The organism is Rhodoferax koreense (assembly GCF_001955695.1).
Lineage (GTDB): Bacteria > Pseudomonadota > Gammaproteobacteria > Burkholderiales > Burkholderiaceae_C > Rhodoferax_B > Rhodoferax_B koreensis.
Map to the genome: position 1 here is coordinate 783,745 of NZ_CP019236.1, position 16,859 is coordinate 800,603.

15 protein-coding genes and 3 tRNA genes are annotated in these 16,859 nt (G+C 66.4%); 10 read left to right on the forward strand and 8 right to left on the reverse strand.

The window, feature by feature from the left end; translation table 11 throughout:
* Positions 1–6 precede the first annotated feature (6 nt).
* From tuf to RD110_RS03780, 8 genes are all read right to left on the reverse strand, one after another.
* On the reverse strand, positions 7–1,197 hold the full coding sequence (gene tuf, locus RD110_RS03745; RefSeq protein WP_076196153.1) for an elongation factor Tu: 1,191 nt from the start codon (positions 1,195–1,197) through the stop codon (positions 7–9).
* 109 nt (positions 1,198–1,306) lie between these two features.
* Positions 1,307–1,381 (reverse strand) — tRNA-Thr (locus RD110_RS03750).
* A gap of 65 nt (positions 1,382–1,446) precedes the next feature.
* Positions 1,447–1,520: transfer RNA gene (locus tag RD110_RS03755), tRNA-Gly, on the reverse strand.
* 122 nt (positions 1,521–1,642) lie between these two features.
* A tRNA-Tyr gene (locus RD110_RS03760) sits at positions 1,643–1,728 on the reverse strand.
* Between the two features lie 109 nt (positions 1,729–1,837).
* A complete protein-coding gene (locus RD110_RS03765; protein WP_076204337.1) occupies positions 1,838–2,620 on the reverse strand; it encodes a uracil-DNA glycosylase in 783 nt (260 codons plus the stop codon).
* Positions 2,621–2,636: 16 nt separating this feature from the next.
* Positions 2,637–3,434 carry an indole-3-glycerol phosphate synthase TrpC gene (gene trpC, locus RD110_RS03770; protein ID WP_076196823.1) on the reverse strand — a complete coding sequence of 266 codons (798 nt, stop codon included), beginning with the start codon at positions 3,432–3,434 and terminating at the stop codon, positions 2,637–2,639.
* Positions 3,435–3,456: 22 nt separating this feature from the next.
* The gene (iolG, locus tag RD110_RS03775) at positions 3,457–4,455 is read right to left on the reverse strand and encodes an inositol 2-dehydrogenase (RefSeq protein ID WP_076196825.1); all 999 of its coding nucleotides are present in this window, start codon (positions 4,453–4,455) and stop codon (positions 3,457–3,459) included.
* Between the two features lie 36 nt (positions 4,456–4,491).
* Positions 4,492–5,376: a MurR/RpiR family transcriptional regulator gene (locus RD110_RS03780; protein WP_076196827.1), complete on the reverse strand. Its 885-nt coding sequence runs from the start codon at positions 5,374–5,376 to the stop codon at positions 4,492–4,494.
* A gap of 339 nt (positions 5,377–5,715) precedes the next feature.
* Here RD110_RS03780 and RD110_RS03785 point away from each other — a divergent pair, with 339 nt between their 5' ends.
* From RD110_RS03785 to RD110_RS03830, 10 genes are all read left to right on the forward strand, one after another.
* Positions 5,716–6,816 (forward strand): ABC transporter ATP-binding protein, encoded by a 1,101-nt coding sequence (locus RD110_RS03785; protein WP_076196829.1) that lies wholly within the window; start codon positions 5,716–5,718, stop codon positions 6,814–6,816.
* A gap of 34 nt (positions 6,817–6,850) precedes the next feature.
* Positions 6,851–8,002, forward strand: a complete 1,152-nt coding sequence (locus tag RD110_RS03790) for an ABC transporter substrate-binding protein (protein WP_083686090.1) — start codon at positions 6,851–6,853, stop codon at positions 8,000–8,002.
* 2 nt (positions 8,003–8,004) lie between these two features.
* Positions 8,005–8,868 carry an ABC transporter permease gene (locus RD110_RS03795; RefSeq protein WP_204250020.1) on the forward strand — a complete coding sequence of 288 codons (864 nt, stop codon included), beginning with the start codon at positions 8,005–8,007 and terminating at the stop codon, positions 8,866–8,868.
* On the forward strand, positions 8,865–9,728 hold the full coding sequence (locus RD110_RS03800; protein ID WP_157900051.1) for an ABC transporter permease: 864 nt from the start codon (positions 8,865–8,867) through the stop codon (positions 9,726–9,728). The genes RD110_RS03795 and RD110_RS03800 overlap by 4 nt, the downstream gene beginning before the upstream one ends.
* Entirely contained in the window at positions 9,725–10,258 is a 534-nt protein-coding gene (locus tag RD110_RS03805; RefSeq protein WP_076196833.1) for a hypothetical protein, read from the forward strand. Before RD110_RS03800 ends, RD110_RS03805 begins: the two co-directional genes overlap by 4 nt.
* 146 nt (positions 10,259–10,404) lie before the next feature.
* Positions 10,405–12,363: a bifunctional 5-dehydro-2-deoxygluconokinase/5-dehydro-2-deoxyphosphogluconate aldolase gene (locus tag RD110_RS03810; protein ID WP_076196835.1), complete on the forward strand. Its 1,959-nt coding sequence runs from the start codon at positions 10,405–10,407 to the stop codon at positions 12,361–12,363.
* On the forward strand, positions 12,360–14,237 hold the full coding sequence (gene iolD / locus RD110_RS03815; RefSeq protein ID WP_076196837.1) for a 3D-(3,5/4)-trihydroxycyclohexane-1,2-dione acylhydrolase (decyclizing): 1,878 nt from the start codon (positions 12,360–12,362) through the stop codon (positions 14,235–14,237). Before RD110_RS03810 ends, iolD begins: the two co-directional genes overlap by 4 nt.
* Positions 14,234–15,160: a myo-inosose-2 dehydratase gene (iolE, locus tag RD110_RS03820; RefSeq protein ID WP_076196839.1), complete on the forward strand. Its 927-nt coding sequence runs from the start codon at positions 14,234–14,236 to the stop codon at positions 15,158–15,160. Before iolD ends, iolE begins: the two co-directional genes overlap by 4 nt.
* 1 nt (position 15,161) lies before the next feature.
* A complete protein-coding gene (iolB, locus tag RD110_RS03825) occupies positions 15,162–16,013 on the forward strand; it encodes a 5-deoxy-glucuronate isomerase (RefSeq protein WP_076196841.1) in 852 nt (283 codons plus the stop codon).
* Positions 16,014–16,015: 2 nt separating this feature from the next.
* Positions 16,016–16,792 carry an inositol monophosphatase family protein gene (locus RD110_RS03830; protein WP_076196843.1) on the forward strand — a complete coding sequence of 259 codons (777 nt, stop codon included), beginning with the start codon at positions 16,016–16,018 and terminating at the stop codon, positions 16,790–16,792.
* Positions 16,793–16,859: the final 67 nt, after the last annotated feature.

A 16,859-nucleotide genomic window follows, 5' to 3' on the forward strand; every position in this document is an offset into this window, starting at 1 on the left:
CGCTGGTTAAGCAATGATCTTGGCAACCACGCCGGCGCCGACGGTCTTGCCGCCTTCACGGATGGCGAAGCGCAGGCCTTCTTCCATGGCGATCGGGTTGATCAGCTTCACGGTGATGGTCACGTTGTCGCCAGGCATGACCATTTCCTTGCCTTCTGGCAGTTCAATGGCGCCGGTCACGTCCGTCGTGCGGAAGTAGAACTGCGGGCGGTAGTTGTTGAAGAACGGCGTGTGACGGCCGCCTTCGTCCTTGCTCAGCACGTAGATTTCCGACGTGAAGTGCGTGTGCGGCTTGATCGAGCCGGGCTTGCACAGCACTTGGCCGCGCTGCACGTCTTCGCGCTTGGTGCCGCGCAGCAGGATACCGACGTTGTCGCCGGCCTGGCCTTGGTCGAGCAGCTTGCGGAACATTTCCACGCCGGTGCAGGTGGTCTTTTGCGTGTCGGCGATACCGACGATCTCGATTTCTTCACCGACCTTGATGATGCCGCGCTCGACGCGACCGGTCACCACGGTACCGCGGCCGGAGATGGAGAACACGTCTTCCACGGGCATCAGGAAGGCGCCGTCCACGGCACGTTCCGGCAGGGGGATGTAGGTGTCCAGGGCATCGGCCAGCTTCATGATCGCGCCTTCGCCGAGTTCGCCCTTGTCGCCTTCCATGGCCAGCTTGGCGCTGCCGTGGATGATCGGGGTGTCGTCGCCGGGGAAATCGTATTTGTCGAGCAGCTCGCGCACTTCCATTTCAACGAGTTCGAGCAGTTCGGCGTCGTCGACCATGTCGCACTTGTTCAGGAACACGATGATGTAGGGCACGCCGACCTGACGGGCCAGCAGGATGTGCTCGCGGGTCTGGGGCATCGGGCCGTCGGCTGCGGAACACACCAGGATCGCGCCGTCCATCTGGGCGGCGCCGGTGATCATGTTCTTCACATAGTCGGCGTGGCCAGGGCAGTCGACGTGGGCGTAGTGGCGGTTGGCCGTTTCGTATTCCACGTGGGCGGTGTTGATGGTGATGCCGCGGGCCTTTTCTTCGGGCGCTGCGTCGATCTGGTCATAGGCCTTGGCCGAACCACCGAACTTGGCGGCCAGCACGGTCGTGATGGCGGCCGTCAGCGTGGTCTTGCCATGGTCGACGTGGCCGATCGTGCCCACGTTGACGTGGGGCTTGGTGCGCGTGAACTTTTCTTTTCCCATTTTTCAACTCTCCAAGGAGCTCCGAAAAAACAAACCGATCAAAAGGCCTGCGCCGTCCAGTCGATGGTTCGCGTTCTCACGCGACCGCTGGGTTACGGCGCTGTAACACTGGTGCCCATTCCGGGAATCGGACCCGGGACCTCTCCCTTACCAAGGGAGTGCTCTGCCACTGAGCCAAATGGGCATCTGGAACACCGTCCGGGCGGACAACATTCCGAAAACTTCGACATCTCGTACCTGCCTGCGCTCTGGAGCGGGAGACGGGAATCGAACCCGCGTCATTAGCTTGGAAGGCTAGGGTTCTACCATTGAACTACTCCCGCGAAGAAGTTGCTCAAGTGAGTCACTTCCAAGCGTCGCATCCCAACACGCCGCCGATACAGATATCTCAAAAAACTCGACTGACTTCGTCATTCACTTCTCGTGAACCCATCGACCAAGCCGATGGTGGAGAGGGCTGGATTCGAACCAGCGTACTCGTAAGAGGGCAGATTTACAGTCTGCTGCCATTAACCACTCGGCCACCTCTCCAGCGAACCTCGAAATATAGCACGGTTTGATGACGAATACCAAGCGGTGCTAATTCGGTGGCGTCATTCTAGGCGATTTAAGGCCTGGTTCTGGCCGGGCGACGAGGAATTCAGTGCTTTCCCGCAGCCAGCGTCCAGTCGATGGGGCAGTCCCGCTCGGTCAACCAATGCTGCGCGGCGGAAAAATGGCCGCAGCCGAGGAACGGGACGGGCGGGCGCAAAGCCGACAGCGGGGAAGGGTGATTGGCTGTCAACACCAGGGCCTGGCGCCCGTGGGCCGCAGCTGTGTTCTCGATCAGGGGCGCCTTGGCTTGTGCATGGGCGCCCCACAGCAAGTACACACAAGCGGGCGCATGGGCTGCCACGGCGACGAGCACGGCGTCGGTCAGCCCTTCCCAGCCCTGTTTCGCATGGCTGGCAGGCAGGCCTTCCTCTACGGTGAGGCTGCTGTTGAGCAGCAGTACGCCGCGTTCGGCCCAGGCGCTCAGCGATCCGCTGACCGGCGCTTGCTGCAGGCAGCCGTCGCGCACCAGTTCCTTGAAGATGTTGCGCAGCGACGGCGGTATCTTCACGCCCGGTGCCACGGAAAAAGCCAGTCCTTCGGCCTGGCCCGCACCATGGTAGGGGTCTTGGCCGAGGATGACCACGCGGATCCTGTCGAGTGGCGTGAAGGCCAGCGCGCGCAAAGGCTCGGGCGGATAGACCACGGCGCCGGCCGCGAGCCGCTGCGTCACGAACTGCGCGATCCGTTGCCCCGCTGGGCTGTCGAGGAAGGTCTGCACCACGTCCCGCCAGCCGGGCGCCACCGTCCAGGCGGCGGGCTGCCAGGCGGTGAGGCGGGCGGGCCCTTCTTCAGTGGGCGCGGAATCGAAAGCCAGATCGGCCTGTTGCATGCGCGGCATGACCGGCTCAGGGCTGGCCGAACAGCTTCGCCAGCGCTTCGCCGGGTTCGTCTGCGCGCATGAAAGCCTCGCCGACCAGGAAAGCATTCACGTTCGCGTCACGCATGCGTTTCACGTCGGCCGCGGCCAGGATGCCGCTTTCGGTGACCAGGATGCGGTCCGCCGGCACGTTTTTCTGCAGCGCCAGTGTGGTGTCCAGCGTGACCTCGAAGGTCCTCAGGTTGCGGTTGTTGATGCCGATGAGCGGCGTCTTGAGCTGGAGCGCCCGGTCGAGTTCGGCGCCGTCGTGCACCTCGACCAGCACGGCCATGTCGAGCGTGCGCGCGATGGCCTCCATTTCGGCCATCTGCGCGTCGTCGAGGATCGCGGCGATCAGCAGTACGCAGTCGGCGCCCATGGCCCGCGATTCGTAGATCTGGTACGGGTCGATCATGAAATCCTTGCGCAGCACCGGCAGCTGGCAGGAGGCGCGTGCCTGTTTCAGGTAATCGACTTCGCCCTGGAAGAACTGCTTGTCCGTCAGCACCGACAGGCAGGCCGCGCCGCCTTCGGCGTAACTCTGGGCGATGTCGGCGGGAATGAATTCGCCGCCGCGCAGCACGCCCTTGGACGGGCTGGCCTTCTTGATCTCGGCGATCACCGCGGCCTGGCCGGCGGCGATCTTGCCGCGCAGGGCGCCGACGAAGTCCCGCGTGAGCACGCGTGATTCGGCATCTTCGCGCACGGCGGCCAGGGGTTTGCGCTTGAGGGCGGCGGCGAGCTCGGCGCGCTTGACCTCGACGATTTGGTTCAGGATGTCGGACATGCCCCGATTAAAACACCGGCGGCTAACCCAGCTTCACCACCTGGCCACTCTGCAGCGACTGAGCCGCCGCGTCGGCCAGCTTCTGCGCGGCCACGCCGTCCGAAATGCTGGTACGGAACGCCGCACCCGACTGCAGGTTCTCGAAGAAATGCGTGATCTCGAGGCGATAGGCCTCACGGTAACGCTGCAGGAAGAAGTTCTCCGGCGTGTCGGCGCGGACACCCTTCGCGTCCGACTGCACGACCTCGCTCGGCCGCAGGTTGCCGCACTGCAGCATGCCGGTGGAGCCCAGCACTTCGAAGCGTTGGTCGTAGCCGTAGGCCGCGCGGCGCGAGGTGTTGATCTGCGCCAGGCGGCCCTTCTTCGTGCGGATCGTGACGGCGGCGCAGTCGATGTCGCCGATGAGCGCGATGGCCGGGTCGATCAAGCAGGAGCCCGTGGCGTGCAGCGTGTCGGCCTCGTCGCCGTCGGCGCACAGGATCCAGCGGAAGATGTCGAAGTCGTGGATCAGCATGTCGCGGAAGATGCCGCCCGAGGCTTTCAAGTATTCGGCCGGGGGTGCGCCCGGGTCGCGGCTGGTCACGACCAGCATTTCCGGGTTGCCGATCTCACCGCGGTCCATGCGGCTGCGGGCCTCGTTGAAGGTCGGGTCGAAGCGGCGCTGGAAGCCGATCATGCAGGCCACGCCCGCGGCCTTGACCGCGTCGGCACAGGCCTGGGCGCGCGGCACGGACAGGTCCACCGGCTTTTCGCAGAAGATGTGTTTGCCGGCCCTGGCCGCGCGTGTGATCAGGTCGCTGTGCGTATCGGTGGACGAGGCGATGGCCACCACGTCCACGGTCGGGTCGGCAAAGGCGGCCTCGATGTCCGAAGCCTGGGCGCCATGCTGTCGCGCCAGGTCGGCCGCCGCCGTGCCCATCGGGTCGCACACGTATTTGAGTTGCACGCCCGGCAGGGCGGCGAGGTTGCCCGCGTGGATGCGGCCGATGCGGCCTGCGCCGAATAAAGCGACGGTTTTCATGTTGTCTCCGGTGTTGTGGTTAATTTCTGAAGGTTTTTAAAGTTCGCGGATGGAACCACCCGCAGCGGTGGAAGTCGGTGAGATCGGCGAGTACGCCAGCTCGGTCTGGTAGGCCAGCGCGATGAACAGGCTCTGCGCCAGGCACATGGTGTTGGTCAGCGCACGAAAGCCGAAGGTGGCGCTTTCGGGCACCACCAGCGTGGCCGAGGACAGGTCGGCCAGCGGGCTCATCCGGCTGTCGGTGATGGCGATGAGTTTGGCGCCGGCGGCCACCGCCGCGCGTGCGCAATGCATCGATTCCTCGGCATAGGGCAGGAAACTCACGACCACCATCACGTCGCCACGTGCCATGCTGCGCATCTGCCCATCGCTCATGCCGCCCAGGCCCGAGAGCAGCTCGATGCGCTTGTCGGTGTGCTGCAGTGCGTAGACGAGATAGGCGGCCACCGGGAACGAGCGGCGCGAGCCGGCGACCCAGATCGTCGGGGCCTCGGCCAGCAAGGCCACGGCTTCATCGAACACCGTGCTGTGCAGGTCGCGCTGCAACTCCTGCATGCCGGCGATGCTGCCGCCGATGAATTCGTGCGCGATGTCGGCGCTCGACAGTTGGCCCTGCGCCGCTTCGATCAGGCTGCGGATGCGCGCCTGGTAGTCGCGGTTGGGCGCGATCTGCTTGGCGATCCCGTCGCGGAAGATCTTCTGCATGCCGCTGTAGCCCGAGAAGCCGAAATGCTTGGCGAAACGGATCACGGCGGAAGGCTGCACGCCGCAGCGTTCGGCTACATCCTGGATGCGGTCCAGGCCGATGTGGTCGCGGTTCTGCTCGACGTAGCGCGCGATCAGCTTGAGCTGGCGACTCAAGGCTTCGAACTCGTCGCGGATGGCCTTGAGCAGTTGCTCGGCCGCGGAATGCGCGGGCATCGGCCGTGGCGTCACGGCGGGCTGCCGGGGGCGCGGGCTGGAGGACGGGCTGAAGGACGGGGTGGGGGCCGCGGCTCTAGAGGGCTTGGCAGGCCGGGCGCCTGGGGGCTTGTTCTTGCTCAAAGGTCCGGCTCCTGCTGAATAGAAAACAGAAAAAATATTCTAAGTGTTTTTTCTAATGCAACTATTTTCGGTTCTGTCACGATTTGGACATTATTTTCCGCGACGATGCCGACGCACGCCAAGCTGCCACATTGCGAAATTTCAGCACCCGCCCGTGTCAGCTTCGTTGCAATCCTGTTTCACACACACCGAGCTCCGGAAGAACACGTCCAGCCCATGCCGACCCCAGCCAAAATTTCCGTGCGCGGCCTGCGCGTGGCCTACGGTGCCAACGAGGTGCTCAAGGGCATCGACCTCGACATCGAGCCCGGCAGCTTCATGGCGTTGCTCGGTGCCTCGGGTTGCGGCAAGACCACGTTGCTGCGCACCCTGTCGGGCTTCAACCCGGCCAGCGGGGGCAGCATCCTGGTGAACGGGCGCGACATCCTCGCCGAGCCGCCGGAGCGCCGCGGCATGGCCATGGTGTTCCAGTCGTACGCCCTGTGGTCGCACATGGACGTGGCGCAGAACATGGGTTATGGGCTCAAGCTGCGCAAGGTGGCCCCGGCAGAGATCCGCCGCCGTGTGGCGGCGCTGCTCGAGATGCTGGGCCTGGCCGGTTATGAAGACCGGCCGGTGACCGCACTCTCCGGCGGCCAGCGCCAGCGCGTGGCGCTCGGCCGGGCGCTGGCGGTCGAGCCCGAGATCCTGCTGCTCGACGAGCCCCTGTCCAACCTCGATGCGCGCATCCGCCTGCAGATGCGCCACGAGATCCGTTCCATCCAGCGCCGGCTTGGCCTCACGGCCATCCTCGTCACGCACGACCGCGAGGAGGCCATGGTCATGGCCGACCGGGTGGTGGTGCTCGACCAGGGCCGGATCGCGCAGATCGGCTCGCCGGAGGACGTGTTCCAGCGGCCGGCCTCGCCCTATGTGGCGTCCTTCATGGGGGCGGAAAACATCATCGATTGCGAGGCCACCCGACAGGGCGACGGCGTGTCGCTGCGCGTGCCGAGCGCACCCGCCGCCGCCGTGCGTGGCGCCCAAATGACCGATAGCGCAAACGGCGCCGTGCAAGTGCATTTCCGCAGCGAACGCGCGTCGCTCCTGCTGGAGAGTCCGTCGCCCGACGGTGCGCTGCAACTGCCCGGCCGCATCAGCCAGGTGAGCTACCTCGGCGGCGGCTACCGCTGCGAGGTGGCCACGCCCAGCGGCAGCTTCTTCATCGACCACCCGAGCGCCGTGCCCCATGGGGCCGATGTCACCGTCTGTGTGCCTGCGGGCGACCTGCACGTCTACCCGCGTGATCCGCAGCGTGCGCCAGCCGTGCACGCATAAGTTCGTTTCTCTAATCATCGAAGGAGTTTTCGTCATGAAGAACATGCACCGTTCCCTCGCGATCTCGATCGCCATCGCCCTGGGGGCCCATGGCGGGCTGGCCCAGGCCCAGACCACGCTGAACGTGATCAGCGGCGGCTCGCAGAACATGGTCGACTACATCACCGATTACCTCGGCCCGCTGTTCGAGAAGCAGAACCCCGGCGTCAAGGTCAGCGTCGTCGGCACCGGCCCGGACGACGCCGGCTCGCAGAAGATGCTGGAGAAGCTGCAGGCGCAGAAAAGCGCCGGTGTCGCCGCCTGGGACACCGATGTGGTCATCCCCAACCAGCAAAAGACCGGCGAGATGGTGCAGGACGGCCTGCTCATGAAATACCGCGACAGCATTCCCACCGGCAAATACGCGGTCAGCCAGTCGGCCAAGCAGGCGCTGGGTGTGAACGTGGACGGCTACGTGATGCCGATGTTCGAAAGCCAGACCGCCATCGCCTACAACCCCGACCTGGTGAAGAACCCGCCCGGCTCGTACGACGAGATGCGCGCTTTCGTCGCCAAGAACCCCAAGGCCTTCGGCTACAACGGCCTGAAGAACGGTATGTCCGGCGTGGCCTTCGTGGTCGGCTGGATGTATGCCTACGGTGGCAACCCCGAGGCCGTGCAGCAGGGCCCGTACGACGCGAAGAACTCGGCCGGCTGGAAGAAGGCCTTCGCCGACCTCAAGGCCTTCAACCAGCAGGTCGTGTTCACGCCGGGCAACGCCGGCACGCTCGACATGCTCAACCGCGGCGAGATCGCCATGGGCCCGGTCTGGGTCGACATGTTCCAGAGCTGGAAGGCCGAAGGCCGGCTCGCACCCAATCTGCGCCTGAAGATCCTGTCGCCCGGCATGCCTGGCCAGCCGTATTACTACGCGATTCCGGCCAAGGCCAAGAACGTCGATCTCGCCAAGAAGTTCATCGCGCTGGCCACCAGCCCCGAGGTGCAGGCCGAGGGCATCGTCAAGCGTTTCAACTGGTATCCCGGTATTGACGCCAACGTCGTCAAGCCCGCGCTCGATCCGAAGGTGTGGAACTCGCTGTTCGTCGACATCACGCCCGCCGACCTGGCCAAGAACGGCAAGCCGTTCCCGCTCGCGCCTTATTTCAAGGACCTGCGCGAGCAATACGAAGCTCAGGTGCAGAACTGAGCGTGGCACGGCTTAGCAGTACTTCCGGCCTCGGCCGGCTCGGTCCAGCCTTGTTGCTGATGGCGCCGGCCGTGGTCATGGTCGGCCTGCTGTTCGTCTATCCCTTGCTGGTGTCCTTGGCCTTTGCATTCCGTAATGAATCGACCGGCGCCTGGGACTTGGCCAATTTCCAGAAGGCTTTCTCGCTCTACGGCAACGACATCGCGCTCACGGCCGGTGTCACGGTGCTGGCGACGGCGCTGGTCGGCGTGTTGGCCATCGCCATCGCCGGCTACCTCACACTCGGCGAGAACCCGCGGGCCGTGTTCGTCCTGCGCTGGCTCTACCGCTGGCCGCTGTTCATCCCGTTCGTGGTGGCGGCGCAGCTGATGCGCACTTTCCTGGCCAAGAACGGCATGCTCAACAATGCGCTGATGTCGCTCGGCGTGGTCGATCCCCTGCATGCCATCAGCCTGCTCGACTGGCGCGGCGTGGTCATCACCTTCGTGTGGAAACAGTTGCCGTTCGCGGCCCTGCTGATCAGCGGCGCCATGGCCTCGATGGACCGTTCCATGATCGAATCGGCCCGCGGCCTGGGGGCCGGGCGCTTTCGCATCCTGCTGGAGATCGTCGTGCCGCAGGTGATGTCCACGGTGTTCGTGGCGCTGATCCTGTCCTTCGTGACCATGCTGTCCGCCCTGTCGGTGCCGATGATGATCGTGGCCGGCTCGCCCACCTTGCTGACGGTGGACATGGCCTGGCGCGTCAACTCCTACGGCGACTACGGCGTGGCCAATGCGCTCGGTTTCGTGTCGTTCGCCATGAGCGGCGTGGCAGCCTGGTTCTACCTGAGGCAAGGCCTGCGCGAAGGAGGCAAGCCGCGATGAACCAGCCCGTTTCCCTTTCGTCGCTTCCGCCCTTGCATCCACGCGCGTTCCGCATGCCGGCGGCCGTCGGCGGTATCGTGCGCGGCCTGCTCATCGGTCTGTTGGCCGTGGCCATCTTCGGCCCGCTGCTGAACATGCTGATCTGGACCGTCACCGAAGCCTGGTACTTCCCGGCCAAGCTGCCCGTGCGCTGGGGCTTCGCCTTCTGGACCAAGGTGTTCCGCCCCGAGGCTGGCGCCATGCAGGCGCTGTGGACCAGCCTGGTGATCGCCGTGCTCACGGTGTTGCTCAGCCTGGCCATCGCCATTCCGGCCGGTTACGCCCTGTCCAAGCGCGACCTGCCGCTGCGCAGCCTGTTCCTGCTGTTCTTCCTGCTGCCGCAGGCGTTCCCGACGATCGCAGTGCACCTGAACATCGCGCGCATCTTCTACGGCCTGGGCCTGACCGGCACCATCGCCGGCGTGATGCTGGTGCACGCCATCCAGGGGCTGGTGTTCGCCGTGTGGATCGCCTCGGCCACCTTCGCCGCCATCGGCAGCGAACAGGTCGAGGCCGCGCGCAACCTCGGGGCCTCGCCGCTGCGCGCGTTCTTGACGATCTCGCTGCCGCTGGCCGCGCCGGGGCTGATGGCCAGCGCCATCTTCGTGTTCCTGATCTCGCTCGACGAGTTCTCCGGCACGTTCTTCGTCGGTGTGCCCAACGTGCGCACGCTGCCGCTGACCATGCTCAACGCCGCCCTCGAGGGCAACTACCAGATTGCCTCCATCACGGCGCTGCTGCTGCTCGTGCCCTCGGTGCTGTTCATGCTGTTCGTGGAACGCTTCCTCAAGGCCGATGTGCTGTCGGGTGTCGGCAAATGAAACCCCAGTATTCGATCTGGCTCATGCCCGCCGCGCCAGACGCGGCCGAGCTGCAGGCGCTCGTCGACGAACTCGCGCCGCAGTTCGGCCAGCCCGCCTTCGTGCCGCACGTCACCATCCAGGGCGACCTGGACTTGCCGCTCGATGTCCTGGTCGGGCACGTGCGCGGTCTGGCGGCCGCATGGCCGGTCCAGACCTGGCCGGTCGGCGAGGTGGAGCGCAGCGATTTCTTCTTTCGTTGCCTGTACCTGCGCTTTGCCGTCCATGCCGCTTTCGACGGCCTGCAGCGCCAGGCGCAGGCCTCGACCGGAACGGCCGAAGGCTTGTCGCCCTATCCGCACCTGAGCCTGGCCTACGGCCAGGTGCAGCCGGGGCAAGGCGCGCTGGTCGAGGCACTGCGCGCGCGCTTCAGGGGCCGGCGTCTGGTGTTCGACCACCTGTCGGTCTGCCTGTCTTCCAAGCACACGCCGATCGCTGACTGGGCGTGTGTGTTCGACGCGCCGCTGAAGTCGGCGACCGCCCGCGACTGAGCATTGTCCGCCGGCTGGAAATAGCGAACGATCGGTGTCTTCCAAAAATGGAATATATTTTCTAATGGAAAACACGATGAAAAAATTCAGCCGAATTTGGTAAGCTGTCGCCAAGCCGTGCCCACCCCTCATTTCCTTCGCCGCCCATGACCGCACCCCTGTCCATCCCCTCCGGCCGTCGGTTCGACCTGGCCTGCCTGGGCCGCCTGGCGGTCGATCTTTACGCGCAGCAGGTCGGTGCGCGGCTGGAGGACGTTTCCTCCTTCGCCAAATACCTCGGCGGCAGTTCCGCCAACATCGCTTTCGGCGTGGCCCGGCTCGGCCTGCGCGCGGCCATGGTGTCGCGGGTGGGCGACGAGCAGATGGGGCGTTTCCTCACCGAGACCCTGCAGCGCGAAGGCTGCGATACCTCCCAGGTTCAGCTGGATCCGCAGCGCCTCACCGGCCTGGTGTTGCTCGGCCTGAAGGACCGCGACACCTTTCCGCTGCTGTTCTACCGCGAGAATTGCGCCGACATGGCCATCGACGCCACGGCCATCCGCGAGGATTTCCTGGCGCAATGCCGCGCGCTGCTGATCACCGGCACGCACCTGAGTGCGCCCACGGTGCGCGCCGCATCCATCGCCGCACTCGGCCACGCCAGGAAGCACGGGCTGCTGCGGGTGTTGGACATCGACTACCGCCCCGTGCTCTGGGGCCTGACCAAGCGCGGCGAAGGTGCGAACCGCTTCGTGGCCGATGCCAGCGTCACCGCGCAGCTGCAGGCCGTGTTGCCCGAATTCGACCTGCTGATCGGCACCGAGGAAGAGTTCCTCATCGCCGGTGGCGTGCCCGGCGATCTGCTGGCCTCGCTGCGGGCGGTGCGGGCCGTGTCCAAGGCTGCGCTGGTCGTCAAGCTGGGTGCCCAGGGGTGTTGCTTCATTCCCGCCGAAGTGCCGGCGCGGATCCAGGATGCGGTGACGGTCCAGGGCGAACGCATCGAGGTCATGAACGTGCTCGGTGCGGGCGACGCATTCGCGGCCGGCCTGATGACGGGTTTCCTGCGCGGCGAGGGGTTCGAGTCCGCCGCGCGCCTGGCCAACGCCTGCGGTGCCATCGTCGTCTCGCGCCACGCCTGTGCGCCGGCCATGCCCACGCCGGCCGAGCTCGCACACTGGTTTGGCGGCAGCCGCAACCCCAAGGTCGATGCCGACCGGCAATTGGCCCACCTGCACCGCACCACCGCTGCGCGCCGGGACTGGCCCGAGCTCAACGTGATGGCCTTCGACCACCGCAGCCAGTTCTTCGAGATGGCACGGGCTGCAGGCGCCAGCGAAAAACGCATTCCCGCACTGAAGAAGCTGCTGCAGCAGGCCTTCGCCCAGGTCGAGCAGAGTCATGGCCTGCAGGGTCGCGGCGGGGTGCTGATCGATGGCGGCGACTACGGCTTCGACGCGCTGGCCGACGCCACCGGCCGCGGCTGGTGGGTGGGCCGTCCGGTCGAGTTGCCGGGTTCGCGCCCGCTGCGCTTCGACGGCACCTTGTCGATCGGCAGCGCGCTGCGCACCTGGCCGGCCGAGCAAGTCGTGAAGTGCCTGGTGCACTACCACCCGGACGATGCATGCGAACTGCGGCTGGCCCAGGAGCTCAAGCTCATGGAGCTGTGGGAGGCCACGCGCGAAAGCGGCCATGAGCTGCTGCTCGAGATCATCTGCCCGCCGGCATTGACGCCGGCGGGCACGGTGGATGCCGCCGTGCTGCGCGCGGTGCAGCGCATCTACAACCTCGGCATCCGGCCCGAATGGTGGAAGCTCGCGCCGATGGGGGTGGCCGGGTGGTCGGCCCTCGCTGAACTGGTGGCCGCGCGCGATCCGCAATGCCGCGGCGCGGTCATCCTCGGCCTGAACCAGCCGCTGGCCGAGCTGGCCGACAGCTTCCGCATGGCCACCAATCCCCTCGTCAAGGGCTTCATGGTCGGGCGTTCGCTGTGGGCCTCGGCCGCGCAGCGCTGGCTTGGCGGCAGCCTGGGCGATCAGGGGCTGGTCGACGAAGTGGCGCTCAACTTCGCGCGGCTGGTCGACGCCTGGCGTGGCCGCAAGGCAACCACGGAAGGAAGACCGGCATGAAGACCGTCGTCAAGACCCAGCGTCTCACCATGACGCAGGCGCTGGTCAAGCACCTGGCCGCGTTGCGCATCGAGATGGACGATGGCAGCGTGCTGCCGTATTGCGGCGGCGTGTTTTCCATCTTCGGCCACGGCAATGTGGCTGGCCTTGGCGAGGCCCTGTGGGCCGAGCGGGCCAGCCTCAGGACCTACCGCGCGCACAACGAACAGGGCATGGCCCACGCCGCCATCGCCTATGGCAAAGCGTATTTCCGCCAGCGCATGATGGCCGTCACCACCTCCATCGGCCCGGGTGCCACCAACCTGCTGACGGCCGCGGCGCTGGCCCATGTGAACCGCCTGCCGGTGCTGCTGTTGCCCGGCGACACCTTCGCCTCGCGCGCGCCCGACCCGGTGCTGCAGCAGCTCGAGGACTTCGGCCATGGCGACGTGAGCGTGAACGACGCGTTTCGCCCGCTCACGCGCTTCTTCGACCGTATCAGCCGGCCGGAACAGATCCTCACCGCGCTGCCGCGGGCGATCCAGGTCATGACCGATCCGGCCCAGTGCGGCCCGGTCTGCCTGGCCCTGCCGCAGGACGTGCAGGCCCAGGCCTTCGACTGCCCGGAAGACTTCCTGCGGCCGGCCGTGCTGCGCGTGCGCCGCGCACCGGCCGACGCGGGCGAGCTGGCCCGCGCCGCCAGCCTGCTGCGCAACGCGCGCCGCCCGCTGATCGTGGCCGGCGGCGGCGTGTTGTACAGCCAGGCGGGCGAGATGCTGCGGGTGTTCGCCCACAGTTGCGGCATTCCGGTGGCGGAGACGCAGGCCGGCAAGAGCAGCCTGGCCTGGAACGACACGCTCAACGTCGGCGCCATCGGCGTGACCGGTTCGCCTGCGGCCAACACCCTGGCGCGCGAGGCCGATCTGGTGTGCGCCATCGGCACGCGCCTGCAGGATTTCACCACCGGATCGCACAGCCTGTTTGCGGGCACGCCGATCCTCGGCCTGAACGTGCAGGTGGCCGATGCCGGCAAATGGCACAGCACCACACTGGTGGCCGATGCGCGTACCGCGCTGGCGCAGCTGATGCTGGACCAGTTGGGCGACTGGCGCGCCGACGCCGCCTGGACCACCCGCGCCGAACACTTCGCCCAGGGCTGGACCGAACGCGTCGACGCCGTCACCACCTTCGACCCGCAGAGCGCCGGGGCCGTGCCCTACGACGCCGAGGTGATCGGCGCCGTGCGCGATTCGGCCGCGGACAGCGACAGCCGCGACGTGGTGGTCTGTGCCGCCGGCACCCTGCCAGCCGAACTGCACAAACTCTGGCGTGCGGCGCGCCCCGGCAACTACCACATGGAATACGGCTATTCGTGCATGGGCTATGAGATCGCCGGCGGCCTGGGGGTGAAGATGGCGCGGCCCGAGCAGGAAGTCGTCGTGATGGTCGGCGACGGCTCGTACCTGATGCTGAACTCCGAGATCGCCACCTCGGTGATGCTCGGCAGAAAGCTCATCATCGTGGTGCTCGACAACCGCGGCTACGGCTGTATTCAGCGGCTGCAGATCGCCTCCGGCAGCCCGCGCTTCAACAACATGCTCGAAGACTGCGCCGACGAGGCCGGCAGCCTGCCCGAGATCGACTTCGCGATGCATGCGAGAAGCCTCGGTGCCGAGGCGGTGCACGTGGCCGGCATCGGTGAGCTCAAGGCCGCGATGGCCCGCGCGCGCGCGGCCAGCCGCACCCAGGTCATCGTCATCGACACCACGCACACGCGCACCACCGACGACGGCGGCTGCTGGTGGGAGGTGGCGATTCCCGAGGTATCGGAACGCCTGGAGGTGCAGGCCGCCCACGCGCAATATCTGCAAGAAAAACAAGGACAGCATCCATGAACTGGAACGTACGTATCGGCGTGAATCCGCTGAGCTGGATGAACGACGACCTGCCATCGCTCGGCGGTGAGACCGCGCTGGAGACGGCCTTGTCCGAAGGCAAGGAGATCGGCTACGAGGGATTCGAGCTCGGCAACAAGTTCCCGAAGGACGGTCCCGGCCTCAAGGCCAAGCTCGACGCCTTCGGCCTGGCCTGCGTGTCGGGCTGGTACTCGGGCTTTCTCGGCGAGGACAGCGATGGCAACGCATTACAGGCCGAGATCGAACGCTGCCAGGCCCACATGGCCAAGCTGCAATACAACGACGTCAAGGTCGTCGTCTACGGCGAATGTGCGGGCACCATCCAGGGCCAGATCGACACGCCGCTGGCCAAGCGCCCGCGCTTTGCGAACGAAGCGGCCTGGCAGGCCTATGCCGAGCGGCTGAATGCCTTCGGCGCCCACCTGATCGCCACCTATGGCATCCGCCTGGCGTATCACCACCACATGGGGGCCTATGTCGAGTCGCCCGAGGACGTGGACCAGCTCATGGCCCTCACCGATCCGGCCAAGGTCGGCCTGCTGTTCGATACCGGCCATGCCTATTTCGGCGGCGCCGCCGATCCGGCCGCGCTGCTGAGGAAACACGTCTCCCGCGTGGTGCACGTGCATTGCAAGGACGTGCGGCCCAAGGTCATCGCCCAGGCGCGCAACGACGGCTGGAGCTTTCTCAACGGCGTGCTCTTCGGCACCTTCACCGTACCCGGCGACGGCGTGATCGACTACGAGGCCGTGCTGACCACGCTGCGCGACGCCGGCTACCAGGGCTGGCTGGTGGTGGAGGCCGAGCAGGACCCGGCCGTGGCGCCGAGTTACGCCTATGCCAAGAAGGGCTACGAGACGCTGCGCAGCCTCGTGGATCGCCTCGGTGCGAAGGGGGCCTGAGATGGTCAGTCCACTGCTTGCCAAGGCCGCGCCGGAGGGCCGCGAGATCGTCAACGTCACGCCCGCGCGCGCGGGATGGCGCTACGTTGGGTTTCGCGCGATCCGCTTGAAAACGGGTGAAAAGGAAAGCCTGAACACCGGCACCAACGAGTTATGCCTGGTGGTCCTCACCGGCACGGTGGATGTGACGGTGGACGGCGAAACGTTTGCGCATCTGGGCACGCGCAACAGCGTGTTCGAACCCGTGGCGCCGGCGGCGGTGTTCGTGCCAAGCGGCCAGGCCGTGGGCATCACCGCCAGCCGTGATGCCGAAGTCGCCCTGTGCACCGCGCCGGCGGGGAAGGACGCGAGAGAAGCGCCGCGCGCGGTGCGCGTGATCGATCCGGCCAGCATGCGCCGCAGCGTGCGCGGCGCGGGCAGCAACACGCGCTACGTGTGCGATATCCTGCCGCACGACGACCCCACGGCCGACCACCTGCTGGTGGTGGAAGTCATCACGCCGGCCGGCCATTCGTCCAGCTACCCGCCGCACAAGCACGACCGAGAGACGCCGCCGACCGAGACGCAGCTCGAGGAAACCTACTACCACCGGCTGAACCCGCCCCAGGGCTTCGCCTTCCAGCGCGTCTACACCGACGACCGCAGCCTCGACGAGGCCTGCGCCGTGGAGGACCACGACGTGGTCATGGTGCCGCGTGGCTACCACCCGGTGGTGGCGCCGCACGGCTACGACCTGTACTACCTCAACGTGATGGCCGGCCCGAACCGCTTCTGGGTCTTCAGGAACGATCCGGCGCACGAATGGATGCTGGCCAATCCACCCACCCCTTACGCGCCTTCTAAGGCGTCCTGACCATGAGCGATGTGACCAAAGCCATCGAAGAGATCGTGCGCGCCGCCGGTACGATGATGCGCGAAGCCTTCAACGACCCGCGCAAACCCGCGTATTCGCTCAAGGGTCGGCAGGACTACCTGACCGTGACCGACGGTGCCGTCGAGCGTTTCGTGCGCGGCGAAGTGGAGCGCCGCTTCCCTGGCGACGGCGTGCTCGGCGAGGAAGACGGCGGCGCGGTGGACGGCGCGCGGCTGTGGATCGTCGACCCCATCGACGGCACGGCCAACTTCGCGCGGCAGATCCCGCATTTCTGCATCTCGCTGGGGCTGATGGTGAACGGCCGCCTGGAGGCCGGCGCCATCTTCGAGCCGATGCACAACGAACTGTTCATCGCCGAACGCGGGCAGGGCGCCTGGTGCAACGGAGCGCGCATGAGGGTTAGCAGCCAGACGGAATTGCCGGCCGCTTCGGTGGAGATCGGCTGGTCAACGCGTGAGCCGACCGCCACCTACCTCGGCCTCATCCAGCGCAGCATGGAGGCCGGCTGCTCCGTGCGGCGTGCGGGTTCGGGCGCGCTCGGCCTGGCCTATGTGGCCGCCGGCCGCAGCGAGGCTTATGCCGAGGCCCACATCAACGCCTGGGACGTGGCGGCGGGCCTGCTGCTGGTGGAGGAAGCCGGCGGCCGCGTCAACGACTTCTGGGCCGACGGCGGACTTCGCCGCGGGAATGCCGTGCTGGCCACGAACGCGGCGCTGGCCGAGCAGATAGGCGTTTTAACGGGTATCGCTTTGAAGTAGAGCTGGTTAGTCTGAAGGTCCGCCATAACAAGAATGGGTTGCGGGCAGGTTGGCAACAAGACAGGAG

Coding starts and splice junctions, on each gene's coding strand:
- tuf (WP_076196153.1), bottom strand. CDS start 1,197: ATGGGAAAAGAAAAGTTCACGCGCACCAAGCCCCACGTCAACGTGGGC.
- RD110_RS03765 (WP_076204337.1), bottom strand. CDS start 2,620: ATGCAACAGGCCGATCTGGCTTTCGATTCCGCGCCCACTGAAGAAGGG.
- trpC (WP_076196823.1), bottom strand. CDS start 3,434: ATGTCCGACATCCTGAACCAAATCGTCGAGGTCAAGCGCGCCGAGCTC.
- iolG (WP_076196825.1), bottom strand. CDS start 4,455: ATGAAAACCGTCGCTTTATTCGGCGCAGGCCGCATCGGCCGCATCCAC.
- RD110_RS03780 (WP_076196827.1), bottom strand. CDS start 5,376: ATGCCCGCGCATTCCGCGGCCGAGCAACTGCTCAAGGCCATCCGCGAC.
- RD110_RS03785 (WP_076196829.1), top strand. CDS start 5,716: ATGCCGACCCCAGCCAAAATTTCCGTGCGCGGCCTGCGCGTGGCCTAC.
- RD110_RS03790 (WP_083686090.1), top strand. CDS start 6,851: ATGAAGAACATGCACCGTTCCCTCGCGATCTCGATCGCCATCGCCCTG.
- RD110_RS03800 (WP_157900051.1), top strand. CDS start 8,865: ATGAACCAGCCCGTTTCCCTTTCGTCGCTTCCGCCCTTGCATCCACGC.
- RD110_RS03805 (WP_076196833.1), top strand. CDS start 9,725: ATGAAACCCCAGTATTCGATCTGGCTCATGCCCGCCGCGCCAGACGCG.
- RD110_RS03810 (WP_076196835.1), top strand. CDS start 10,405: ATGACCGCACCCCTGTCCATCCCCTCCGGCCGTCGGTTCGACCTGGCC.
- iolD (WP_076196837.1), top strand. CDS start 12,360: ATGAAGACCGTCGTCAAGACCCAGCGTCTCACCATGACGCAGGCGCTG.
- iolE (WP_076196839.1), top strand. CDS start 14,234: ATGAACTGGAACGTACGTATCGGCGTGAATCCGCTGAGCTGGATGAAC.
- iolB (WP_076196841.1), top strand. CDS start 15,162: ATGGTCAGTCCACTGCTTGCCAAGGCCGCGCCGGAGGGCCGCGAGATC.
- RD110_RS03830 (WP_076196843.1), top strand. CDS start 16,016: ATGAGCGATGTGACCAAAGCCATCGAAGAGATCGTGCGCGCCGCCGGT.